General features: G+C 60.3%; 14 protein-coding genes. 10 read left to right on the top strand and 4 right to left on the bottom strand.

From position 1 onward, the window contains the following. Positions 1–27 precede the first annotated feature (27 nt). From QZL67_RS01930 to QZL67_RS01920, 3 genes are read right to left on the bottom strand one after another with little or no spacing between them, the layout of a single operon-like run. Positions 28–1,302, bottom strand: a complete 1,275-nt coding sequence (locus tag QZL67_RS01930; RefSeq protein ID WP_022289095.1) for a zinc ribbon domain-containing protein — start codon at positions 1,300–1,302, stop codon at positions 28–30. A 24-nt stretch (positions 1,303–1,326) separates the two neighbouring features. Next, on the bottom strand, positions 1,327–2,583 hold the full coding sequence (locus tag QZL67_RS01925) for a right-handed parallel beta-helix repeat-containing protein (RefSeq protein ID WP_022289094.1): 1,257 nt from the start codon (positions 2,581–2,583) through the stop codon (positions 1,327–1,329). A gap of 1 nt (position 2,584) precedes the next feature. Then, a complete protein-coding gene (locus QZL67_RS01920) occupies positions 2,585–3,307 on the bottom strand; it encodes a protein kinase (RefSeq protein WP_292919663.1) in 723 nt (240 codons plus the stop codon). A gap of 93 nt (positions 3,308–3,400) precedes the next feature. Here QZL67_RS01920 and QZL67_RS01915 point away from each other — a divergent pair, with 93 nt between their 5' ends. From QZL67_RS01915 to QZL67_RS01875, 9 genes are all read left to right on the top strand, one after another. Further along, on the top strand, positions 3,401–3,826 hold the full coding sequence (locus QZL67_RS01915; protein WP_022289092.1) for a helix-turn-helix domain-containing protein: 426 nt from the start codon (positions 3,401–3,403) through the stop codon (positions 3,824–3,826). 125 nt (positions 3,827–3,951) lie between these two features. Continuing rightward, the gene (locus QZL67_RS01910) at positions 3,952–5,211 is read left to right on the top strand and encodes a DUF4234 domain-containing protein (protein WP_022289091.1); all 1,260 of its coding nucleotides are present in this window, start codon (positions 3,952–3,954) and stop codon (positions 5,209–5,211) included. A gap of 145 nt (positions 5,212–5,356) precedes the next feature. Beyond that, the gene (locus tag QZL67_RS01905) at positions 5,357–8,191 is read left to right on the top strand and encodes a leucine-rich repeat domain-containing protein (RefSeq protein ID WP_022289090.1); all 2,835 of its coding nucleotides are present in this window, start codon (positions 5,357–5,359) and stop codon (positions 8,189–8,191) included. 26 nt (positions 8,192–8,217) lie between these two features. Next, on the top strand, positions 8,218–9,015 hold the full coding sequence (locus tag QZL67_RS01900; RefSeq protein ID WP_022289089.1) for an FHA domain-containing protein: 798 nt from the start codon (positions 8,218–8,220) through the stop codon (positions 9,013–9,015). Continuing rightward, positions 8,999–9,850 (top strand): PP2C family serine/threonine-protein phosphatase, encoded by an 852-nt coding sequence (locus QZL67_RS01895; protein ID WP_022289088.1) that lies wholly within the window; start codon positions 8,999–9,001, stop codon positions 9,848–9,850. Before QZL67_RS01900 ends, QZL67_RS01895 begins: the two co-directional genes overlap by 17 nt. Position 9,851: 1 nt before the next feature. After that, positions 9,852–11,072 (top strand): trypsin-like peptidase domain-containing protein, encoded by a 1,221-nt coding sequence (locus QZL67_RS01890; RefSeq protein WP_022289087.1) that lies wholly within the window; start codon positions 9,852–9,854, stop codon positions 11,070–11,072. Between the two features lie 3 nt (positions 11,073–11,075). Then, positions 11,076–11,795 (top strand): PP2C family serine/threonine-protein phosphatase, encoded by a 720-nt coding sequence (locus tag QZL67_RS01885; RefSeq protein ID WP_022289086.1) that lies wholly within the window; start codon positions 11,076–11,078, stop codon positions 11,793–11,795. 2 nt (positions 11,796–11,797) lie between these two features. Further along, positions 11,798–13,252, top strand: a complete 1,455-nt coding sequence (locus tag QZL67_RS01880) for an FHA domain-containing protein (protein WP_022289085.1) — start codon at positions 11,798–11,800, stop codon at positions 13,250–13,252. 2 nt (positions 13,253–13,254) lie between these two features. Beyond that, on the top strand, positions 13,255–13,461 hold the full coding sequence (locus tag QZL67_RS01875; protein ID WP_292919661.1) for a hypothetical protein: 207 nt from the start codon (positions 13,255–13,257) through the stop codon (positions 13,459–13,461). Here QZL67_RS01875 and QZL67_RS01870 read toward each other — a convergent pair. Continuing rightward, the gene (locus QZL67_RS01870; protein ID WP_292919659.1) at positions 13,451–13,594 is read right to left on the bottom strand and encodes a hypothetical protein; all 144 of its coding nucleotides are present in this window, start codon (positions 13,592–13,594) and stop codon (positions 13,451–13,453) included. The two genes, QZL67_RS01875 and QZL67_RS01870, sit on opposite strands and share 11 nt — an antisense overlap. Before the next feature lie 202 nt (positions 13,595–13,796). Here QZL67_RS01870 and QZL67_RS01865 point away from each other — a divergent pair, with 202 nt between their 5' ends. Further along, positions 13,797–15,569, top strand: a complete 1,773-nt coding sequence (locus QZL67_RS01865) for an MATE family efflux transporter (protein WP_292919657.1) — start codon at positions 13,797–13,799, stop codon at positions 15,567–15,569. Positions 15,570–15,649: the final 80 nt, after the last annotated feature.

Genomic DNA, 15,649 nt, shown 5'->3' with positions numbered 1-15,649 from the left:
CTCTCCAGGCAAACGGCCTCCCACGGTTCAGGCCGGTCCGGCGCCGTCGAATGTTGCCTGGGAGACATCCAGCGGCTGACCGCAGCGGTTGTCGATGTCGGTGCCGTTGCCGGTAAACACAGAACCAGAAAAGTCCATCATCAGGTCGGTGGGAACGTTTTCCAGCAACACGGCAGTACCGTTGTGTGCAAACACATTGTCGGTGTAAAGCGTATGGTTGGCGCTCTGGCCGATGCTGTTGAAGTGGAACCCCGTCTGATTGTCTGTCACTTGGCATTCAATGACATTGACCCAGGCATAGCCATAGCCCAGCACGGCAGTCTTCCAGCCGGTAAACGTACACCGGGTAGCCCGCCCGCTTTCCGCGAAAGAGAGCCCCACACCGGTGCCGCTGCCCACAAAGTCGATATCATAGAAGAAATTGAGCCAGTAGGCATCTTTTGTTGCTACCTGGACCGTATCGGTGAAAACCGTGCGGCCTGTACCGTCCGTACAGCCATGGAACTCAAAGGAGCGGCCCGTCAGCTCCAGCTTTCCCTCATAAGTCACCGGAGGCAGATAGATGAGCACCTCATCCAGCCGGTCAGTCTCCTCTCCGATCCGCTCCACCAGAGTCTGGAGTTCCTCCATGGTCTCCATGGGATAGTCATGGTAATCGTAGACATAGGTGTTGATGAGCGTCACATGCATGGTCTGCCGGACCCGGATCACATCCCCGTTTTTCATCTCCAGAATCCAGACCACCTGCGGCTCTCCACAATCCCCGGTAAAGTCCAGCGTAGAGACCATCGCGGCGTCCGGCGAGTAATCGTCCCGTGAAACAGGGTCCTCAGCCCTGAGATCGGAGGCACCGTTTTCATCCTGCTCCACCTCCACACGCACCATATCCACCTGCTGGGAAAACGCATCCCAGGCATCAGCCCCAGTATCCTTGTAGTTGACGTAGAGCCGGGAGGGCCAGCGGGTGGTCTCCTCCGCTCTCCCGTTTTGATAGATGTCCGGTGCCGGTGCGCAGCGGTCGTTGGGCCACGCCACCAGGATTTGGTAGGCAGTATCGTCCAGGGTGTAGTACACTTCCCCCACCCCGTCATACTCCTGGGGCGCGTGGGGGCGGGCAGCCCAATATATCCCGCCGCCCAGGACAACCAGAACTGCCAGTACCAGCAGTCCCAGCAGGACGTTCCTGCGCAGGGGGGTGGGGATGTCTGCCGTTTTCCGCTCACGGACATTCCGTGCGCAATGGGGGCAAAAGGCGGCCTCATCCGGCAGCGGTGCGCCGCAGTGAGGGCAGATTCGTTCCATATGGTCACTCCTTTCAGCCGCAACCTACTCAAAGATGGCCTGGGAAATCTCCATCGGCTGGCCGCAGCGGTTGTCGATGTCTACGCCGTTTCCGGTGAACCGGCAGCCCTGGAAGTTCAGAGGCTCGTCGGAGGGAACTGCCTCCAGCAGCACGGCGGTATCATTGTCAAGAAAGATATTGTCATTGAACATGGTGTGCGTCACATAGATTCCGCTGCTGTTGAAGTGGAACCCGGTGCCGTTGTCCGCAAACTGGCAGCCGATGACGTTGACCCACACATCTCCATAACCCAAAACGCCGGTTTTCCAGTTGGTGAAGGTACAGTCCTCCGCCCAGAACCGTGCAGAGGCAGAAACGCCTACCCCGGCGCCGTCTCCTGTGAAATTCAGATCGTAGAAGTAGGAAATAGGGCCGTCCTGCGGGGCCACCCGGACGGTATCGGTAAAGGTGGTCCGGTTTCCCTCGGCATCCGCAGAGCCATAAAGGTTGACCGGGCGGCCCTTGATGGTGAGCCCGCCGGCATAGGTCACGGCAGGCAGGTGCAGATTCACCACCGCCGGCAGAGGAACCTCCTGCGTGATCCGGTCCACCAGGGTCTGAAGGTCTTCGGCAGTGCCCATGGCACAGTCCTCCGGATAATAGTCATAAGTCTTGATCTGCTCCACCCTGATCTTCTGGCGCAGCCGGATGGTATCCCCATTTTCCATCTTGAGGGTCCACACCAGCTCCGCCGGGTCGCTGCGGCCGGTATAATCCACCAGGGACACCCTGGCGGCCTCCGGCGAAAAGTCCCGGTATTCCGGCTGAGAGCAGACCATGGGCGAGGCGCTCTCCTCCGGCTGACAGATCTCAGCGCAGACCGTATCCACCTTCTGCATGAACATCATCCCCGCATTGGCACCGGTGCCCACATGATTGATAAAGAGCCGGGAGGGCATCCGGTACTCCCCGTCCAGTTCCGCCTGTTCCGTGATCTCCGGCTGAGGGGTGAATCGCTCATTCTGGAAGGTGAGCAGCAGCTGGTATGTGCCGTCGGCGTCAGTGTAGGTCACCTCTCCGTAAGCGTCGTAGGTACTGGGCGTAAAGCCCAGATACAGCCCCACGCCCAAAGCGGTCAGGATCACGGCTCCGGCCACCCATTTCAGGGCCTTCCGCCACAGGTGAGAGGGAATGTCCACCGTCTGGCGGGCGCGGATCATTCGGGCGCAGTGCGGGCAAAACGATGCCTCCGCCGGCAAACAGGCCCCGCAGTGCGGACAAACACTCTGCTTCCCGCTCATCTCACAGCGCCTCCATCAGCCGCAGCACATTTTTATACCGCCGCTGGGGATTGACATGGGTACAGCGGTCCACGATGCGGCCCATTTTCCCCTCCGCCAGCTTTTTGGAGGGATGTTCCCCGGTGAGCATCACATTGATGAGGATGCCCATGGCGTAGATGTCCGTGCGGATATCCGATTGAGACAACCCATACTGCTCCGGGGCAGCAAAGCCGGTAGTCCCCAGAATCTGGGTGTCGCTCTCGTGTTCCGGCTTGTGGAACCGGGCGGCATCAAAATCGATGAGGACCGCCTCCGATCCCCGCAGGATGATATTCTCCGGCTTCACATCCCGATGAACAGCGCCGATGGAGTGGAGCACCCACAGTGCCCGACACACCTGTATGGCAATCTTGCGGGTCTCTTCCGTGGAAAAGAGCGTATCCTGCAGCAGAAATCCCAGGGTATCCCCCTGAATAAATTCCTCCAGCACCAGGTTTTTCCCGTCTTTTTGTGCCACCTCGTATACGGTGGGCAGATATGGGCAGGTATAGTCCAGAAGTTTCCGGTAAACTTCCGCATTTCCGGCAAAGTCGTGCAGAATAAATTTCTGTCCTGTGGCCTTATGCTGGATCAGGCGTACGCTGCCCCGGGAACTCTCCTTCATTACCCGGATCTGCTCATACTCTTCCTGTAAAACATGCAGCAGCCAGTCGTAAATGGGAATCCCCTCCTTACCGCACAAAAGTACTATGCAGTGTGCATATTGTATCATTTTGGAAAGCGTTGTAAATTTAGTATAGGTGATTTTGACATAGAAGTAAAGGGGCGTAACCACGTGAAAGACAAATCAACCAGCGACCTGAGCCAGGAGCTGATGAGCGAGGCGAGTATTGATCAATACATCCGGGAAAATCAATCTTTCTTTGCCAACACGAACGTTGCAGAGCTTCTTTCCCAGCTTTACGAGAAGAAAACGCTGACGAAAGCTGCCCTTGCGCGGAAAGCCGGCATGAGTGAGATCTACCTTCATCAGGTGTTTTCCGGCCGGCGGAATCCCTCCCGGGACCGGCTGCTGTGCCTTTGTATCGGACTGGGGTGCTCCCTGGAGGAGACCCAGCGGCTGCTCCCGCAAGCCTCCTATGCCCAGCTTTATCCCCGGATCAAGCGGGACGCCATCATCAGCCACGGCATCCTCCACGGCACGGAACTAAACGAGATCAACGACAAACTCTTCTCTGAAAACGAAAAGACCCTGCTTTGACCCCGGAACGGGCAGTTTACTCTGTTTATGTGTGTGGTATCGATTCTCTGAAAACAAAAAACAGAAGGAAGGGAGTGTCTCCTCCGTCCTGTGCCAGATAGGACGTGCAGAAGACAACACAAGACATGCAACCGAAAACGACTTCGCTCTCCAGCAGTCTCATCGGCGGGATCGCCGCCGCCATCACCGCGCTTCTCTCTTTGAAATCCGTTGTAGATTACAGTCACTACCTGTCGTACATGGAGTATTTCCCCGTCTCCGTGATCGTCTGGGGCATTTTGGTTCTGGCAGCCTATGCCTTCCTTGCGGCAATGCTGCTGATGAAAAAGCAGAGTATCCTGCTCTCCGTCGGCTTTGGTGTGATCGCCCTCAACGCGCTTCGCTGTCTGATCGCCCCCTATGTGACCTTTTCCTACCGTCTGATCTACCTGCTGCAGTCTGCCGCCTTCATTCTGATGGTGATGCTGCTGGTGGCACTTTTGACCCAGGCCCTGCCCACACTGCGGGAGACGGCGAAAAGGTTCTGGTTTGTCCCCGCCGCCTGCCTGGCGGTCTGCATCGTGATTCAGTTCTTTGCCCTGGTGTGGGAACTGTTCTTCGGCGGCTCCGGCTTCGGCTTTTTCATCCAGCAGCTTTTCGGCAATACCATTGCCTACGCGCTGGCCGCCGTAGTGCTGCTGTGCACTGCCGCCTGGACCGTTGACTCTGACGGCGGGCTCTTCCCGAGAACGCAGTCTGGCTCCGCAAAACCCGCAGGCGGATTCGGCGCTGCCGGTGCTGCCGCCAGTTATGGCGCCGCTCCCGCAGAAAATTCCTCCGCTGCCTCCGATCCCGCCGGCGGATACGCCCCTCAGAACCCGGCCCCTGCCGGCAGCGCTTATTTCAGCATCGTCGCTCATGTCCTGCTGCTGCTGTTCACCTTCGGCATCTGGTATCTCGTCTGGATCTACCGCACCACCCGCTATCTCAACCAAGTGGAGGATAAGCCGCCCCGCAACCCCACCACCAAGCTGCTTTTGTGCATGTTCGTACCCTTTTACAGCATTTACTGGGTCTATAAGAGTGCCCAGCGGCTCGACAAGCTGGCCGCACGGAAAGGAATCCCCTCCGATCTTGCCACACTGTGCCTGATCCTGGCTATTTTTGTGGGCATCATTCCCCCGATTCTGATGCAGGACAAGATCAATGCCCTGGAGACCAGCGCCAATGGCGCCCAGGCCTATACTGCACCGCAGTACGCTGCACCTCAGTATTCCGCGCCCCGGCAGCAGACGCCGGGCTTTGACGCAGCAGATGAACTGAAAAAGTACAAAGACCTGCTGGACTGCGGTGCCATCACCCAGGAAGAATTCAACGCCTTGAAAAAGCAGCTGCTGGGTTTGTAATCCCTGCATTCGAGGCAGGACGGGAGCAATCCCGCCCCGCCTTTTCTCTGCCGCCTCATATCCGCCTGCCGCGGCAGGCAAATTGTTTCCCGTGTTTTCCGCAAAAAACACACGGCCGCGATCCATTGTAAAGTGAGGTTTTTGCATGGAAGGATTCAACAAGCACCTTTGCTACAACTGTTTCCAGGAGCGTCCCGAAGGGGATGGCCCCTGTCCCTGCTGCGGGTTCGATCTTCTGGAAAATCAGCAGAAATACCCCACAGCGCTCCGGGCCGGCACAGTGCTCAATAGCCGCTACATTGTGGGCCGGGTCTTGGGGCAGGGAGGCTTCGGCATCACCTATCTCGCCCTGGACACCCAACTGGACGCAAAAGTTGCCATCAAGGAGTTCATGCCCGGAGAGCTGGCCACCCGGGTAGACGGAACCACCGTCTCCGTCCTGGCAGAGAGCAAGACGGAGGCCTTCACCTACGGTGCCGAACGGTTCCAGGAGGAGGCCCGGACACTGGCCAAGTTTATCGGCCACCCCAATATTGCCGGTGTTTCCAGCTACTTTGACGAAAACGACACATCCTATTTCGTCATGGACTATATCGAGGGCATCTCCTTCAAGACCTACATCGCCAACCACGGCGGCAAGGTCAGCGTGGAGGACGCCTGCAATGTCATGATTCCGGTGCTCCAGGCCCTCACCGCCGTCCACGCCGAGGGCTTTATCCACCGGGACGTGACGCCGGACAACATCTACATCACCAAAGACGGCATGGTCAAGCTGCTGGACTTCGGCTCCGCCCGGTACTCCATCGGGGACAAGTCCAAAAGCCTGGACGTGATTTTGAAGGTGGGTTACGCCCCGAAAGAGCAGTACATCCGAAGAAGCCGCCAGGGCCCCTACACCGACGTCTATTCCTGCGCCGCCTGCTTCTATGCCGCCATCACCGGGTACCTGCCTCCCGAGTCTCTGGAGCGGCTGGACAAGGATGAGCTGGTGCCGATCTCCCAGCTGGGTATCGACATTCCGGAGTATCTGGACAAGGCCATTTTAAAGGGTCTGGCCGTCCAGCCGGAGGACCGGTTCCAGAGCGCCGCGGAATTCCTAGAGGCCATCGAGTCCCAGCGGGTGGTGGAGGTGCCGGGGGCCGCGCCTCCGCCTGCCACCGCCGGCGGCCAGCTGGACGCCGCCATTGCCAAGATAAAGAAAAAGCCCGCCCTCTTCGGCGGCATCGCCGCGGCCGTGCTGGCGGTAGTCATTGCCGTGGGTGTCCTTTCCGGCGGCGGGAAGGATGACGGCCCGCCCCTCAAGCAGTCGGCGGTCCCCTCCGTCACCATCGCCGGGGAAACTTACAGCACCAATGAGCGGGAGCTGCGCCTCCAGGGCATGGGGCTGACAGATGAGGACATCGAGCCCCTGCAGTACATGGTGAACCTCACCTACCTGGACCTGCGGGAAAACAAGATCACGGATCTGTCTGCTCTGGAACCTCTTACGGAGCTGCGGAGCCTGAACCTGCGGCAAAACGAGATCTCCGACCTCTCTCCCCTGGCGGGGATGACCCAAATGGAGGAGCTGCAGCTCTCCGGCGGCAGCGGCAGCAACGGCAACTCCGGCATCAGCGACCTCTCTCCTCTGGCCAACATGAAAAATCTCACCTATCTCTCCCTGCCCCCTGGGTCTGCCATCAGCGATCTAAGCCCCCTGGCGGATCTCACCAGCCTGACAGAGATCAGCTTTGACGGCAGCTGGGGCAACGGTGTAAGCAGCGGCATCAACGACCTGACGCCGCTGGCAGGTCTGACGAACCTGGAATCCTTGCGGATTCTGGTCTTCGGTGTGGAGGACCTCTCCCCCCTGGAGAATCTGACCAGCCTGACGGAGCTGCAGCTTGCCGGCAGTTTCAATAAGGTGGACCTTGCCCCTCTATCCAGCCTTACCAATCTCAAGAGCCTGGAGCTCCAGCGCATCGGGAACGTGGCCAGCGGCCTGGCGGCGGAGGACCTCTCCTGTCTTTCGGGCATGACGAAGCTCCAGTCCCTGCGGCTGGACATGGGGCAGCTGAACAGCCTTTCGGGGATGGAGACCCTGACGGAGCTGAAGGAGTGCTACCTCTACGGCAGTCTGAACTTTACAGACCTGAGCCCCTTGGCGGGCCTGACCAAGCTGCAGCAGCTGCAGATCTCCCCCAACGGCAATAACTCGTCGCCGTACGTGGAGGACTTCTCCCCGCTGGCAAACCTCACGCAGCTCCAGTCCCTCTACCTCTATACCGACGGCTATGTGAAAGACCTCACCGCCTTTTCCAAGCTCACCGCCCTCCAGTCTCTCTCCATGCAGGCAAACGGCCTTGCCAGCTTCCAAGGGATCGAGAACCTGACAGAGCTCCGGGAGCTGAACTTCTACGGCAGTGATGCCACTTATCGGAACGTAGCGCCCCTGGCCGGGCTCACCAAGCTCCAGTCCCTGCGGCTGCCCTCCATGGACTATCAGGCCAATATCCTGCTGGACATCAGCGGTCTTTCCGGTCTCACGGAGCTCACCAACCTGGAGATCTCCGGGGATGTGGCGAGCCTGGAGCCCATTTCCGGGCTGAACAAGCTGACTTCCCTGCGGATCTACGGCAACTCCGACACGGCAGGCTACTCCTCGCTGGCGCCTCTTTCCAGCCTCACCGGTCTGACGGACCTCTACCTCAACATCAATGAGCGGGTCACCAGTCTTGCCCCCCTGGCAAGCCTCACCAATCTCCGCTCTCTGGAACTCTACATCAACGGAGATTACAACCGCCCCGTTCTGACCGACATCTCTCCTCTGGGAAAACTGACCAATCTCCAGTCCCTGACCTTGACGGAGCGGGGCGTCACAGACATCTCCGCCCTGGCAAACCTCACCAATCTCCAGTCCCTGGAGATCCGGGAATACGGCAATGCCAAGATCACCGACTGGTCACCGGTGGCCCATGTTCCCAATGTCACCAAGAGCTGACCCACACAGCAAAAGGAGGAATCACCATGGCTCAGATTGAATGCGGCCGGGGACATCTCTATGACCCGGAAAAATACGCCGTCTGCCCCTACTGCAACACCCATCAGCAGATCACGGTGGCGGCGGCAGGCCGCACGGCGCCCATTCACCTGTCAACGCCTACTCCCCGCGCGCCGATACCGGCCACAGCCCCCCAGAAAACGGCTCCCCTCACTCCAGTGACTGCCGACCAGAAGACGCAGCCGCCCAAGGGATACACCCCGGTCACGGCAGAAAACAAAACCCAGCCGCCCCGGGGATATACACCGGTGACAGCTCCCTCCAAAACCATGCCGCCCAAGGGGTATGATCCCTCCGGCACACCGGCGGCGGAGCCCCGGCCCACCATGCCGCCCGAGGCCGTGCCGGTGACGGAAGGGGGCAAGACCGTGGGCATCATGCAGTCCCAGATGGGGTTTGACCCGGTGGTGGGGTGGCTTGCCTGTGTGGCGGGCCCCAGTCGGGGCAAGAGCTACACCATCCGGGGCGGCATTAATTCCATCGGCCGCAGCGACCGGATGGACATCACCATCACCGGGGACATGAAGCTCTCGGCGGAAAACCACGCCAAACTCAGTTACAGTGAGCGCAATAACCGGTTCAATCTCATCCCCGGCGGCGGCCGCAACATCATCTATCTCAACGGGGAGGAGGTCTTTGCCGCTGTGCCGCTGAAGGCATACGACCTCATTGACTTCGGGGAGACCAAGCTTCTCTTTGTCCCCCTGTGCGGCGAACACTTCACCTGGAAGCGGAAAGAGGACGGCCATGGGACGGATCTGTGACTTCTTCCGCCGGTCCCGCCGGGTAACGGACGACGCCCCCACCCAGCAGCTCCGCCGCCCCACGCCCCAGCCTCCTATTCTGGCCGGCAACGTTCAAGGCATCGGTGCCCGGGAGGGGCAGGAGGATTCCTTTGCCCTGGTAAATGCCTCGGACCCGGAAGCCATGGCCCGCCAGGGACTGTTTGCCGTGGTGGCGGACGGAATGGGGGGGCTTGCGGACGGAAAAGCCGTCAGCGAGGCGGCAGTGGACGGCTTTTTACATCTCTTTCAGACACTGGATGCAGCAGGCGACGTCCCCCGTCAGCTGCTCACAGGTACCTGTGCCATCAATGACGCCCTTTTCCAGCGCTTTGGCGGTCGGAGCGGCACCACCGCCGTGGCGGTCTGGATTCTCCGGGATCGCCTCCACTGGATCAGCGTGGGGGACAGCGCCATTTTCCTGATGCGCAGCGGCGGCGTGTTCCAAGTCAACCGGGAGCACACCCGACTCAACGAACTGTACCTGGAGGAACTGGGCCGGGAGCCCAGCGACCCCGCCCGGGCGGAACATGATGAGGACACCCGGCGGCTGAGCGCCTTTCTGGGCATGCCGGAGCTGCGGGAGGCGGACTATAACCATCGTCCCTTTTTCCTGCTGCCCGGAGACGTGCTGCTGCTCTGCTCCGATGGGATCAGCGGTGTGCTGACGCCTGCGGAACTGCTGGAGGCCATGCGCATGCCGCCGGACGAGGGCTGCCGTCTGCTGGAAACTCTGGTTCTGGAAAAGGGGCTTTCTGCACAAGACAATTTCACCGGAACCATGATCTCCATTCAATCGATCAACGGGAGGGAATAAGATGAAAAAATTCCGCGTATTGGCCGCAGCACTGCTGGCGGCGTTCCTGGTGGGAGCCGTTCCGGCCTCCGCCGCGTTTGACCAGGGCGTACTGGACGGCATTGTACTGATCTCTTCCGGCGCACCGGACAGCACCGGCGAGATGTCCTACTGGCGGGGCACCGGCTTCTTTGTGGGGCAGCAGGGGGAGGACCCCCAGTACATCGTCACCAACTGCCATGTGGTGGAGGAGTTTATCCTGGCCGGCAAGGCCTTAGGCGGCGGAGAGCTCTCCGTGTTCTTCGATGAAGACACCCAGGAAGAGGCCTACTTGGTGGACTACGACTATGAAAAGGATGTGGCTCTTTTGAAGCTGGCGGAGCCCACGGACCAGCGGGTTTCCCTTTCCATGCGGGAGGCGCCGGAGTCCGCGCTGGGAGATGAGGTCTACGCAGTGGGATATCCTCTGGCAGCAGACCTGACAGTCCAGTCCGTCACTTCCGCCAGCAAGAGCGACGCCACCGTCACCACCGGCAGCATCAGCCGCTTTCTGACGGAGAGCGGCACCGGACGCAAGCTGATCCAGACCGATGCCGCCCTCAGCGGCGGCAACTCCGGCGGCCCCCTGACGGATGGGGACGGCACGGTCATCGGCATCAACACCGCCGGGTCCGACCTGGATCAAAACCTCTTCTATGCCGTCTCCGTCAGTGAGATCCTGCCGCTGCTGGACCGGAACAACATTTCCTATACCCTGGCGGACAGCACGTCCGGCAGCAGTCTGCCGCTCTATGGCATCGCCGGTGGTGCAGTGGTCGTTGTGGTGGTGATTGTGATTGCGGTCGCCGCCTCCAAAAAGCGGAAAAAGGCCGGACAGCCCTCTCAGCCCCAAACGCCGGCCGCCCCGGCCCAGTCCGGTCCCAGTCCCATCATCCGCTCCATGTCCACCCAGCACGGCGGCATGACGGTGCAGCTGCATCACCAGCCCGTCCAGGTGGGCCGGGACAGCGCCACCTGCCGTCTGGTGTTCCGGGAGAACACTCCCGGCGTCAGCGCCCATCACTGCCAGATCTACTTTGACGAACAGTCACAGGTCTTTGTGGTGACGGACCTCGGGTCCACTTACGGCACCTTCCTGGCCGGCGGGCAGCGGATCGCGCCGGAATCCCCGGTGAAGCTGCCGCCCAAGAGCTCCATTTATCTGGGAGAGCCGGACAACACGCTGTATCTCGATTTGGAGTGAGCCATGAAGATCTCTGCTTTTTCCTATACCAACCGGGGCGGGCGCACCCACAACGAGGACAGCGTCCGCTGCCGGGCGGAGGGGGACCGGGGGGTCTTTGTGGTGTCGGACGGCCTTGGCGGCCACCAGAGCGGAGAGGTGGCCTCAGCGCTGGCCGCAGACACGCTGCTGGACGGCTGTCTCCAGGCGGAAACCCTGGACTGTGACAGCCTGACGGACCTGTTCCGTGCCGCCAATGCGCAGATTCTCTCCCAGCAGGCCCTGGAGGGGCAGGGGGACATGAAAACCACCGCCGCCGCTTTGGTGCTGGACGGCTCTCAGGCCCTCCGTGCCCACATCGGCGACTCCCGGATCTATCATTTCTCCGGCGGAACGCTGTCCTCCGTCACCCGGGACCACTCCGTCACCTATAAAAAGTTTCTGGGCGGGGAGATCTCCTATATGGATGTCTATCACGACGACGACCGTTCCAGCCTTCTGCGGACGCTGGGCAAGCCGTCCTGTCAGCCGGAGGCGGAGGCCGAATCTGTTCAGGCGGGAGATGCCTTTTTGCTCTGCTCCGATGGATTTTGGGAATTTGTGTATAATGAGGAGATGCTGCTGGACCTTGCCAAGGCCCAGTCCCCGGAGCACTGGGCGCAGCTGATGCTGCTGCGCCACATCCGGCGCACACCGCCGGGGAATGACAACTACTCCCTGATCACCGTTTTTGTGGAGGAATGACAATGAAACGGTTTTTACGGTTTTTCCTTGCGGCCGCGGCGGTGGTGTGCCTGTGCGTCCCGGTTCTGGCAGCGGGAAACGCAGAGCTGGTGCGCACCTTCGTCTACGACAACACACTTTACACTTATGTCTCCCTCTCCGGCGTCACAGAGCCCATTACCAAGGCAGAGGCATCTCTGGACGGTCAGGTCTTTCCCGCCTCCGACACCCTCAAGACCGTCCGGCAGGCAGGTTCTCCCGTGGTGGAGATGCTGCTGGTGGACTGCTCCAACTCCATGCCGGATTTCCAGGAGGATGTTATCGCCTTTGCCCGGGAACTGGCCAAGGCCAGTGGGGAAAACACCCGTTTTCTTCTGGCCACTTTTGGCAGGGATTTCACTGTGCTCTCTGAGGATCTCTCCGGGGCGGAACTGGCCGAGGCGATCCATGCCGTCACCTATACCGCAACCCAGACCCGGCTCAACACCAGCCTCGGCCAGGCACTGGACTATTTTGCGGCCCTGCCCCGGTCCGGCAACGAACTGCGCAGCGTGATCGTTTTATCCGACGCCGTGCAGTACGACCCCCAGGGCGGTATCCCTCTGGAGACCCTCTCCGCCCGCCTGGAGGAGTCTGACGTTCTGCTCCACTCTGTGGGCTTTGGCAATGATACCGACGCCCTCTCCCGACTGGCCGGCCTGGTGGATGCCTCCCAGGGAATCCACCTAGAGGTGGGAACGGACCTGACCGCTCTGGAGGCAGCGGATCGGCTGGCATCCTACACTGGGGACCTGCTGGTCACCGGATTTCAGCTGGGTGCCTATTCCTCCGAGGGCGGCACACAGCCGGTCACCGTCACCTTCGGTTCCGGGGCGCAGCTGGTGTGCCGGGGGACCTCGGAGGTAGAACTCCCAGCCTCCGGCAATTCTGCTGTGGACACCACTAAGCCCCCTTCCGGTGAGGCTCTTCCGCCTGCCGAAGGGGCGGGAACCCCGGTATCGGAGGCGGAAGCAGCCCCGGAAGAAGCAGCGTCCGAGCCTTTTCGGCTCTCCCCCACTGTAGTGGCGGTGATCGGTGTCGCGGTGATCGCGGCGGCCGTGGCCGCTGCGGCCCTGCTTCATCAGAAGGGGACCTCCGTCCCGAAGAAGGAAGCGGCGCCTGCTGCACAGGCAGACAGCACCGGCATCTATCTGCGGCTGGAAGTCCTGGAAGGCGTGCTCACCAGTCCCACTTCCGCCTTTGACCTGACAGACGAGTTGATCGTCGGCCGGGATTCTGCCTGTGCCATCTGCTTTGACTGCCCCTCTCTCTCCCGCCGTCACGCGCGGATCTTCTTCTCTGAGGGTGCCGTCCGCATCGAGGATTTGGAATCTCAAAACGGCACCTTTGTCAATGATACGCCGGTGGATGCGCCCCGAATTCTCCGCAGTGGTGATGAAATCCACACCGGCGACATACGGTTCCGCCTGAAGTTCTGATCGTGCCAAAAGTTTTCCACGCGCTGTTCAAAACTGGCGGCCGTTTTTCGAGAACTGCCATCGGCATCGCTTTGAACAGCCGCTTGAAAGCCCGACAAGTGCCGGCTTTTTCCACAGCGGCGGCGCTGCCCGTGGAAAAATGCCAAACGATCAAAGTGCGCTCCGCCATTGGCGGAGCGCACTTTTTCTTCAAATTCTTCAATAATTGATGGCCAGCACCGCCAGTTTTCCCTCTGCCACACCGAAAACGATGTTGGGTTTTCCGCTTGCGGACAGGGAAAAGCCCGCCATGCTGGGGGAGAGGCCCTCCGGAAAGCCCACATACACGGGATAGACAATCAAATTCCGCCAGCCCCGTCAGGTCCTGCTCCGCTGTCACAGACTGAATTTTTTGGGCAAAGGCCGTGATCTCTGCCGTGTCCACAGAAAAATTATCCTCGCAGGAAGGTGTTTCCGTATCCTGTTCCGACAGCTCCGCAGAGTCCTCCCCTCCGTCCGGCGATTCCGCTGTCTCGTTTGTCTCCGGCAGATCAGACTCCGCCCCATGGTCAGCCGTACCCCCGCTTTGACCGCAGGCCGTCAGCGACAGACACAACAGCCCCACCACCAGCAGCAATCCCATGTTTCGCATCTTATCGCACCCTTTCCATCCGGTATCGGCTGTCGGGCAGGCGGCCTTCTTGATACAGACGCTGATACGGGCGAAAAAGTTTGCCCCTCTCTTTTTCTCTCTTCCGGGAATCTTACCGGGCCCCGTCCATATAGTAGAGAGGGGGTGAGGGCGTTGCAGACGGGAAGCTCCATCTTTTACGGCACCGTTCTTTTAACGGGGTCCAGCCTATTGCTGCGGCTGGTACTGATGAGTTTTCAGGTTTTTTTATCCGGCCGGATCGGAGCTGCGGGAATGGGCCTTTTGCAGCTGACATTCTCCGTGAAAGAGCTGGCCTTTACGCTGGGTTCTGCCGGAATCCGCACCTGTGCGGTTTATCTTACCGCCGAGTCGTTGGGCCGGGGCCGCCCCCAGGACGCCCGTGCCGTACTGCGGGGCTGCTTTCGCTATGCACTGGTACTGGGCACACTCTCTGCTGCAGCGCTGTGGCACTTCGCCCCTGCGCTGGCACAGCACTGGATCGGCAGCCCGGCGGTCATTGCCGCCCTGCGCATCTGCGCGCTGTTTTTGCCGCTGCGATGCCTTGGCAGTGTGCTGGATGCCTACTGCACTTCCGTTGGGCGCATCCGGGAGTTGATTTTTGTGGAATTCCTGGAGCAGGGGTGCTCTATGGCCGTCACGGTTTTTCTTCTGTTCCGGGACTCCGGGATGGACAGCGGCCGCGCCTGTGCCGCGGTGGCACTGGGGAACGGTGCGGCCTGTACGGCAGGGTTCTGCGCGCTCCTGCTTCTCCAGCACACCGGCCGGCCCTGTACACCTTCCTGCTCCGCACCACGCCCCCCTTATCGCCGGATTTTCCGGATCGCGCTGCCTCTGGGACTTGCGGATAATCTCCGCTCGGGCCTCAACACCGTGGAAAACCTGCTGATTCCCAAACGGCTGGTTCTTTTTGCCGGAACCGTCAATGCCATGGCGGACTACGGCATCATACACGGCATGGTTTTTCCGGTGCTGATGCTGCCTGCCGCCATTCTGTTTTCTCTCTCCTCGCTCCTGATCCCAGAGTTTTCCCGGTGCGCCGCCGGGCACCGCCAGCCCCGGGTGCAGTACCTGGCCCGGCGCAGCCTGCGGACAGCCCTCCTCTACGGGTTGGCCGCCGGGGGCGTGCTGTTTTCCCTGGCCCGGCCGCTGGGAAATCTGCTCTATCAAGAACCCGACGCCGGGACTTATCTGCAGCTGTATGCCCCACTCATTCCGCTTTTATATGTGGATATCGTCACCGATGCCATCTGCAAAGGACTTGGGCATCAGGATGCCAATGCCCGATACAACCTTCTGACTTCTTTTCTGGATGTGGCCATCTTGTGGTTCCTGCTGCCCCGATGGGGACTGAGCGGCTACTTCCTCAGCTTCGCCGTCACGCATCTGGTGAATTTCCTGCTCAGTTTCCGCCGTCTGATTCTCGTCTCCGGCATCCGAGTCCAACCCGCTCCTGCTGTGCGGGCCATTTTCTGTGCCGGGGCGGCTGCACTGGTGCAATTCTGTCTGCCGCAAAGCGGCAGTGTTGTAGGGCTGGCCTTGTCCGGAAGCTGCTATCTTTTGATGCTTCTCTTTCTCTGGACACTGCTGCGGGTGATCGGTCCGGAGGACCTTCTGTGGCTGCGGGGCGTCTTGCGGCAAAAGCGCGCTCCCACTTCCCATGTCTGACCCTACATATAAGAACATTCCCCTGTGACCGTAGGTCACAGGGGAATGTTTTCTTTCGTCAGGTCCCGGAAGGGGGCGGC

The sequence above is a fragment of the Oscillibacter sp. CAG:155 genome (assembly GCA_000436875.1).
Lineage (GTDB): Bacteria > Bacillota > Clostridia > Oscillospirales > Oscillospiraceae > Oscillibacter.
Note: the sequence above shows the minus strand (reverse complement) of the source record. Positions and strands in the feature narration are given on the sequence as shown.

Bases quoted from the DNA above. Each gene is read 5' to 3' on its own strand.
- QZL67_RS01930 (WP_022289095.1), bottom strand. From the start codon at position 1,302: ATGGAACGAATCTGCCCTCACTGCGGCGCACCGCTGCCGGATGAGGCC.
- QZL67_RS01925 (WP_022289094.1), bottom strand. From the start codon at position 2,583: ATGAGCGGGAAGCAGAGTGTTTGTCCGCACTGCGGGGCCTGTTTGCCG.
- QZL67_RS01910 (WP_022289091.1), top strand. From the start codon at position 3,952: ATGCAACCGAAAACGACTTCGCTCTCCAGCAGTCTCATCGGCGGGATC.
- QZL67_RS01905 (WP_022289090.1), top strand. From the start codon at position 5,357: ATGGAAGGATTCAACAAGCACCTTTGCTACAACTGTTTCCAGGAGCGT.
- QZL67_RS01900 (WP_022289089.1), top strand. From the start codon at position 8,218: ATGGCTCAGATTGAATGCGGCCGGGGACATCTCTATGACCCGGAAAAA.
- QZL67_RS01895 (WP_022289088.1), top strand. From the start codon at position 8,999: ATGGGACGGATCTGTGACTTCTTCCGCCGGTCCCGCCGGGTAACGGAC.
- QZL67_RS01890 (WP_022289087.1), top strand. From the start codon at position 9,852: ATGAAAAAATTCCGCGTATTGGCCGCAGCACTGCTGGCGGCGTTCCTG.
- QZL67_RS01885 (WP_022289086.1), top strand. From the start codon at position 11,076: ATGAAGATCTCTGCTTTTTCCTATACCAACCGGGGCGGGCGCACCCAC.
- QZL67_RS01880 (WP_022289085.1), top strand. From the start codon at position 11,798: ATGAAACGGTTTTTACGGTTTTTCCTTGCGGCCGCGGCGGTGGTGTGC.
- QZL67_RS01865 (WP_292919657.1), top strand. From the start codon at position 13,797: ATGGTCAGCCGTACCCCCGCTTTGACCGCAGGCCGTCAGCGACAGACA.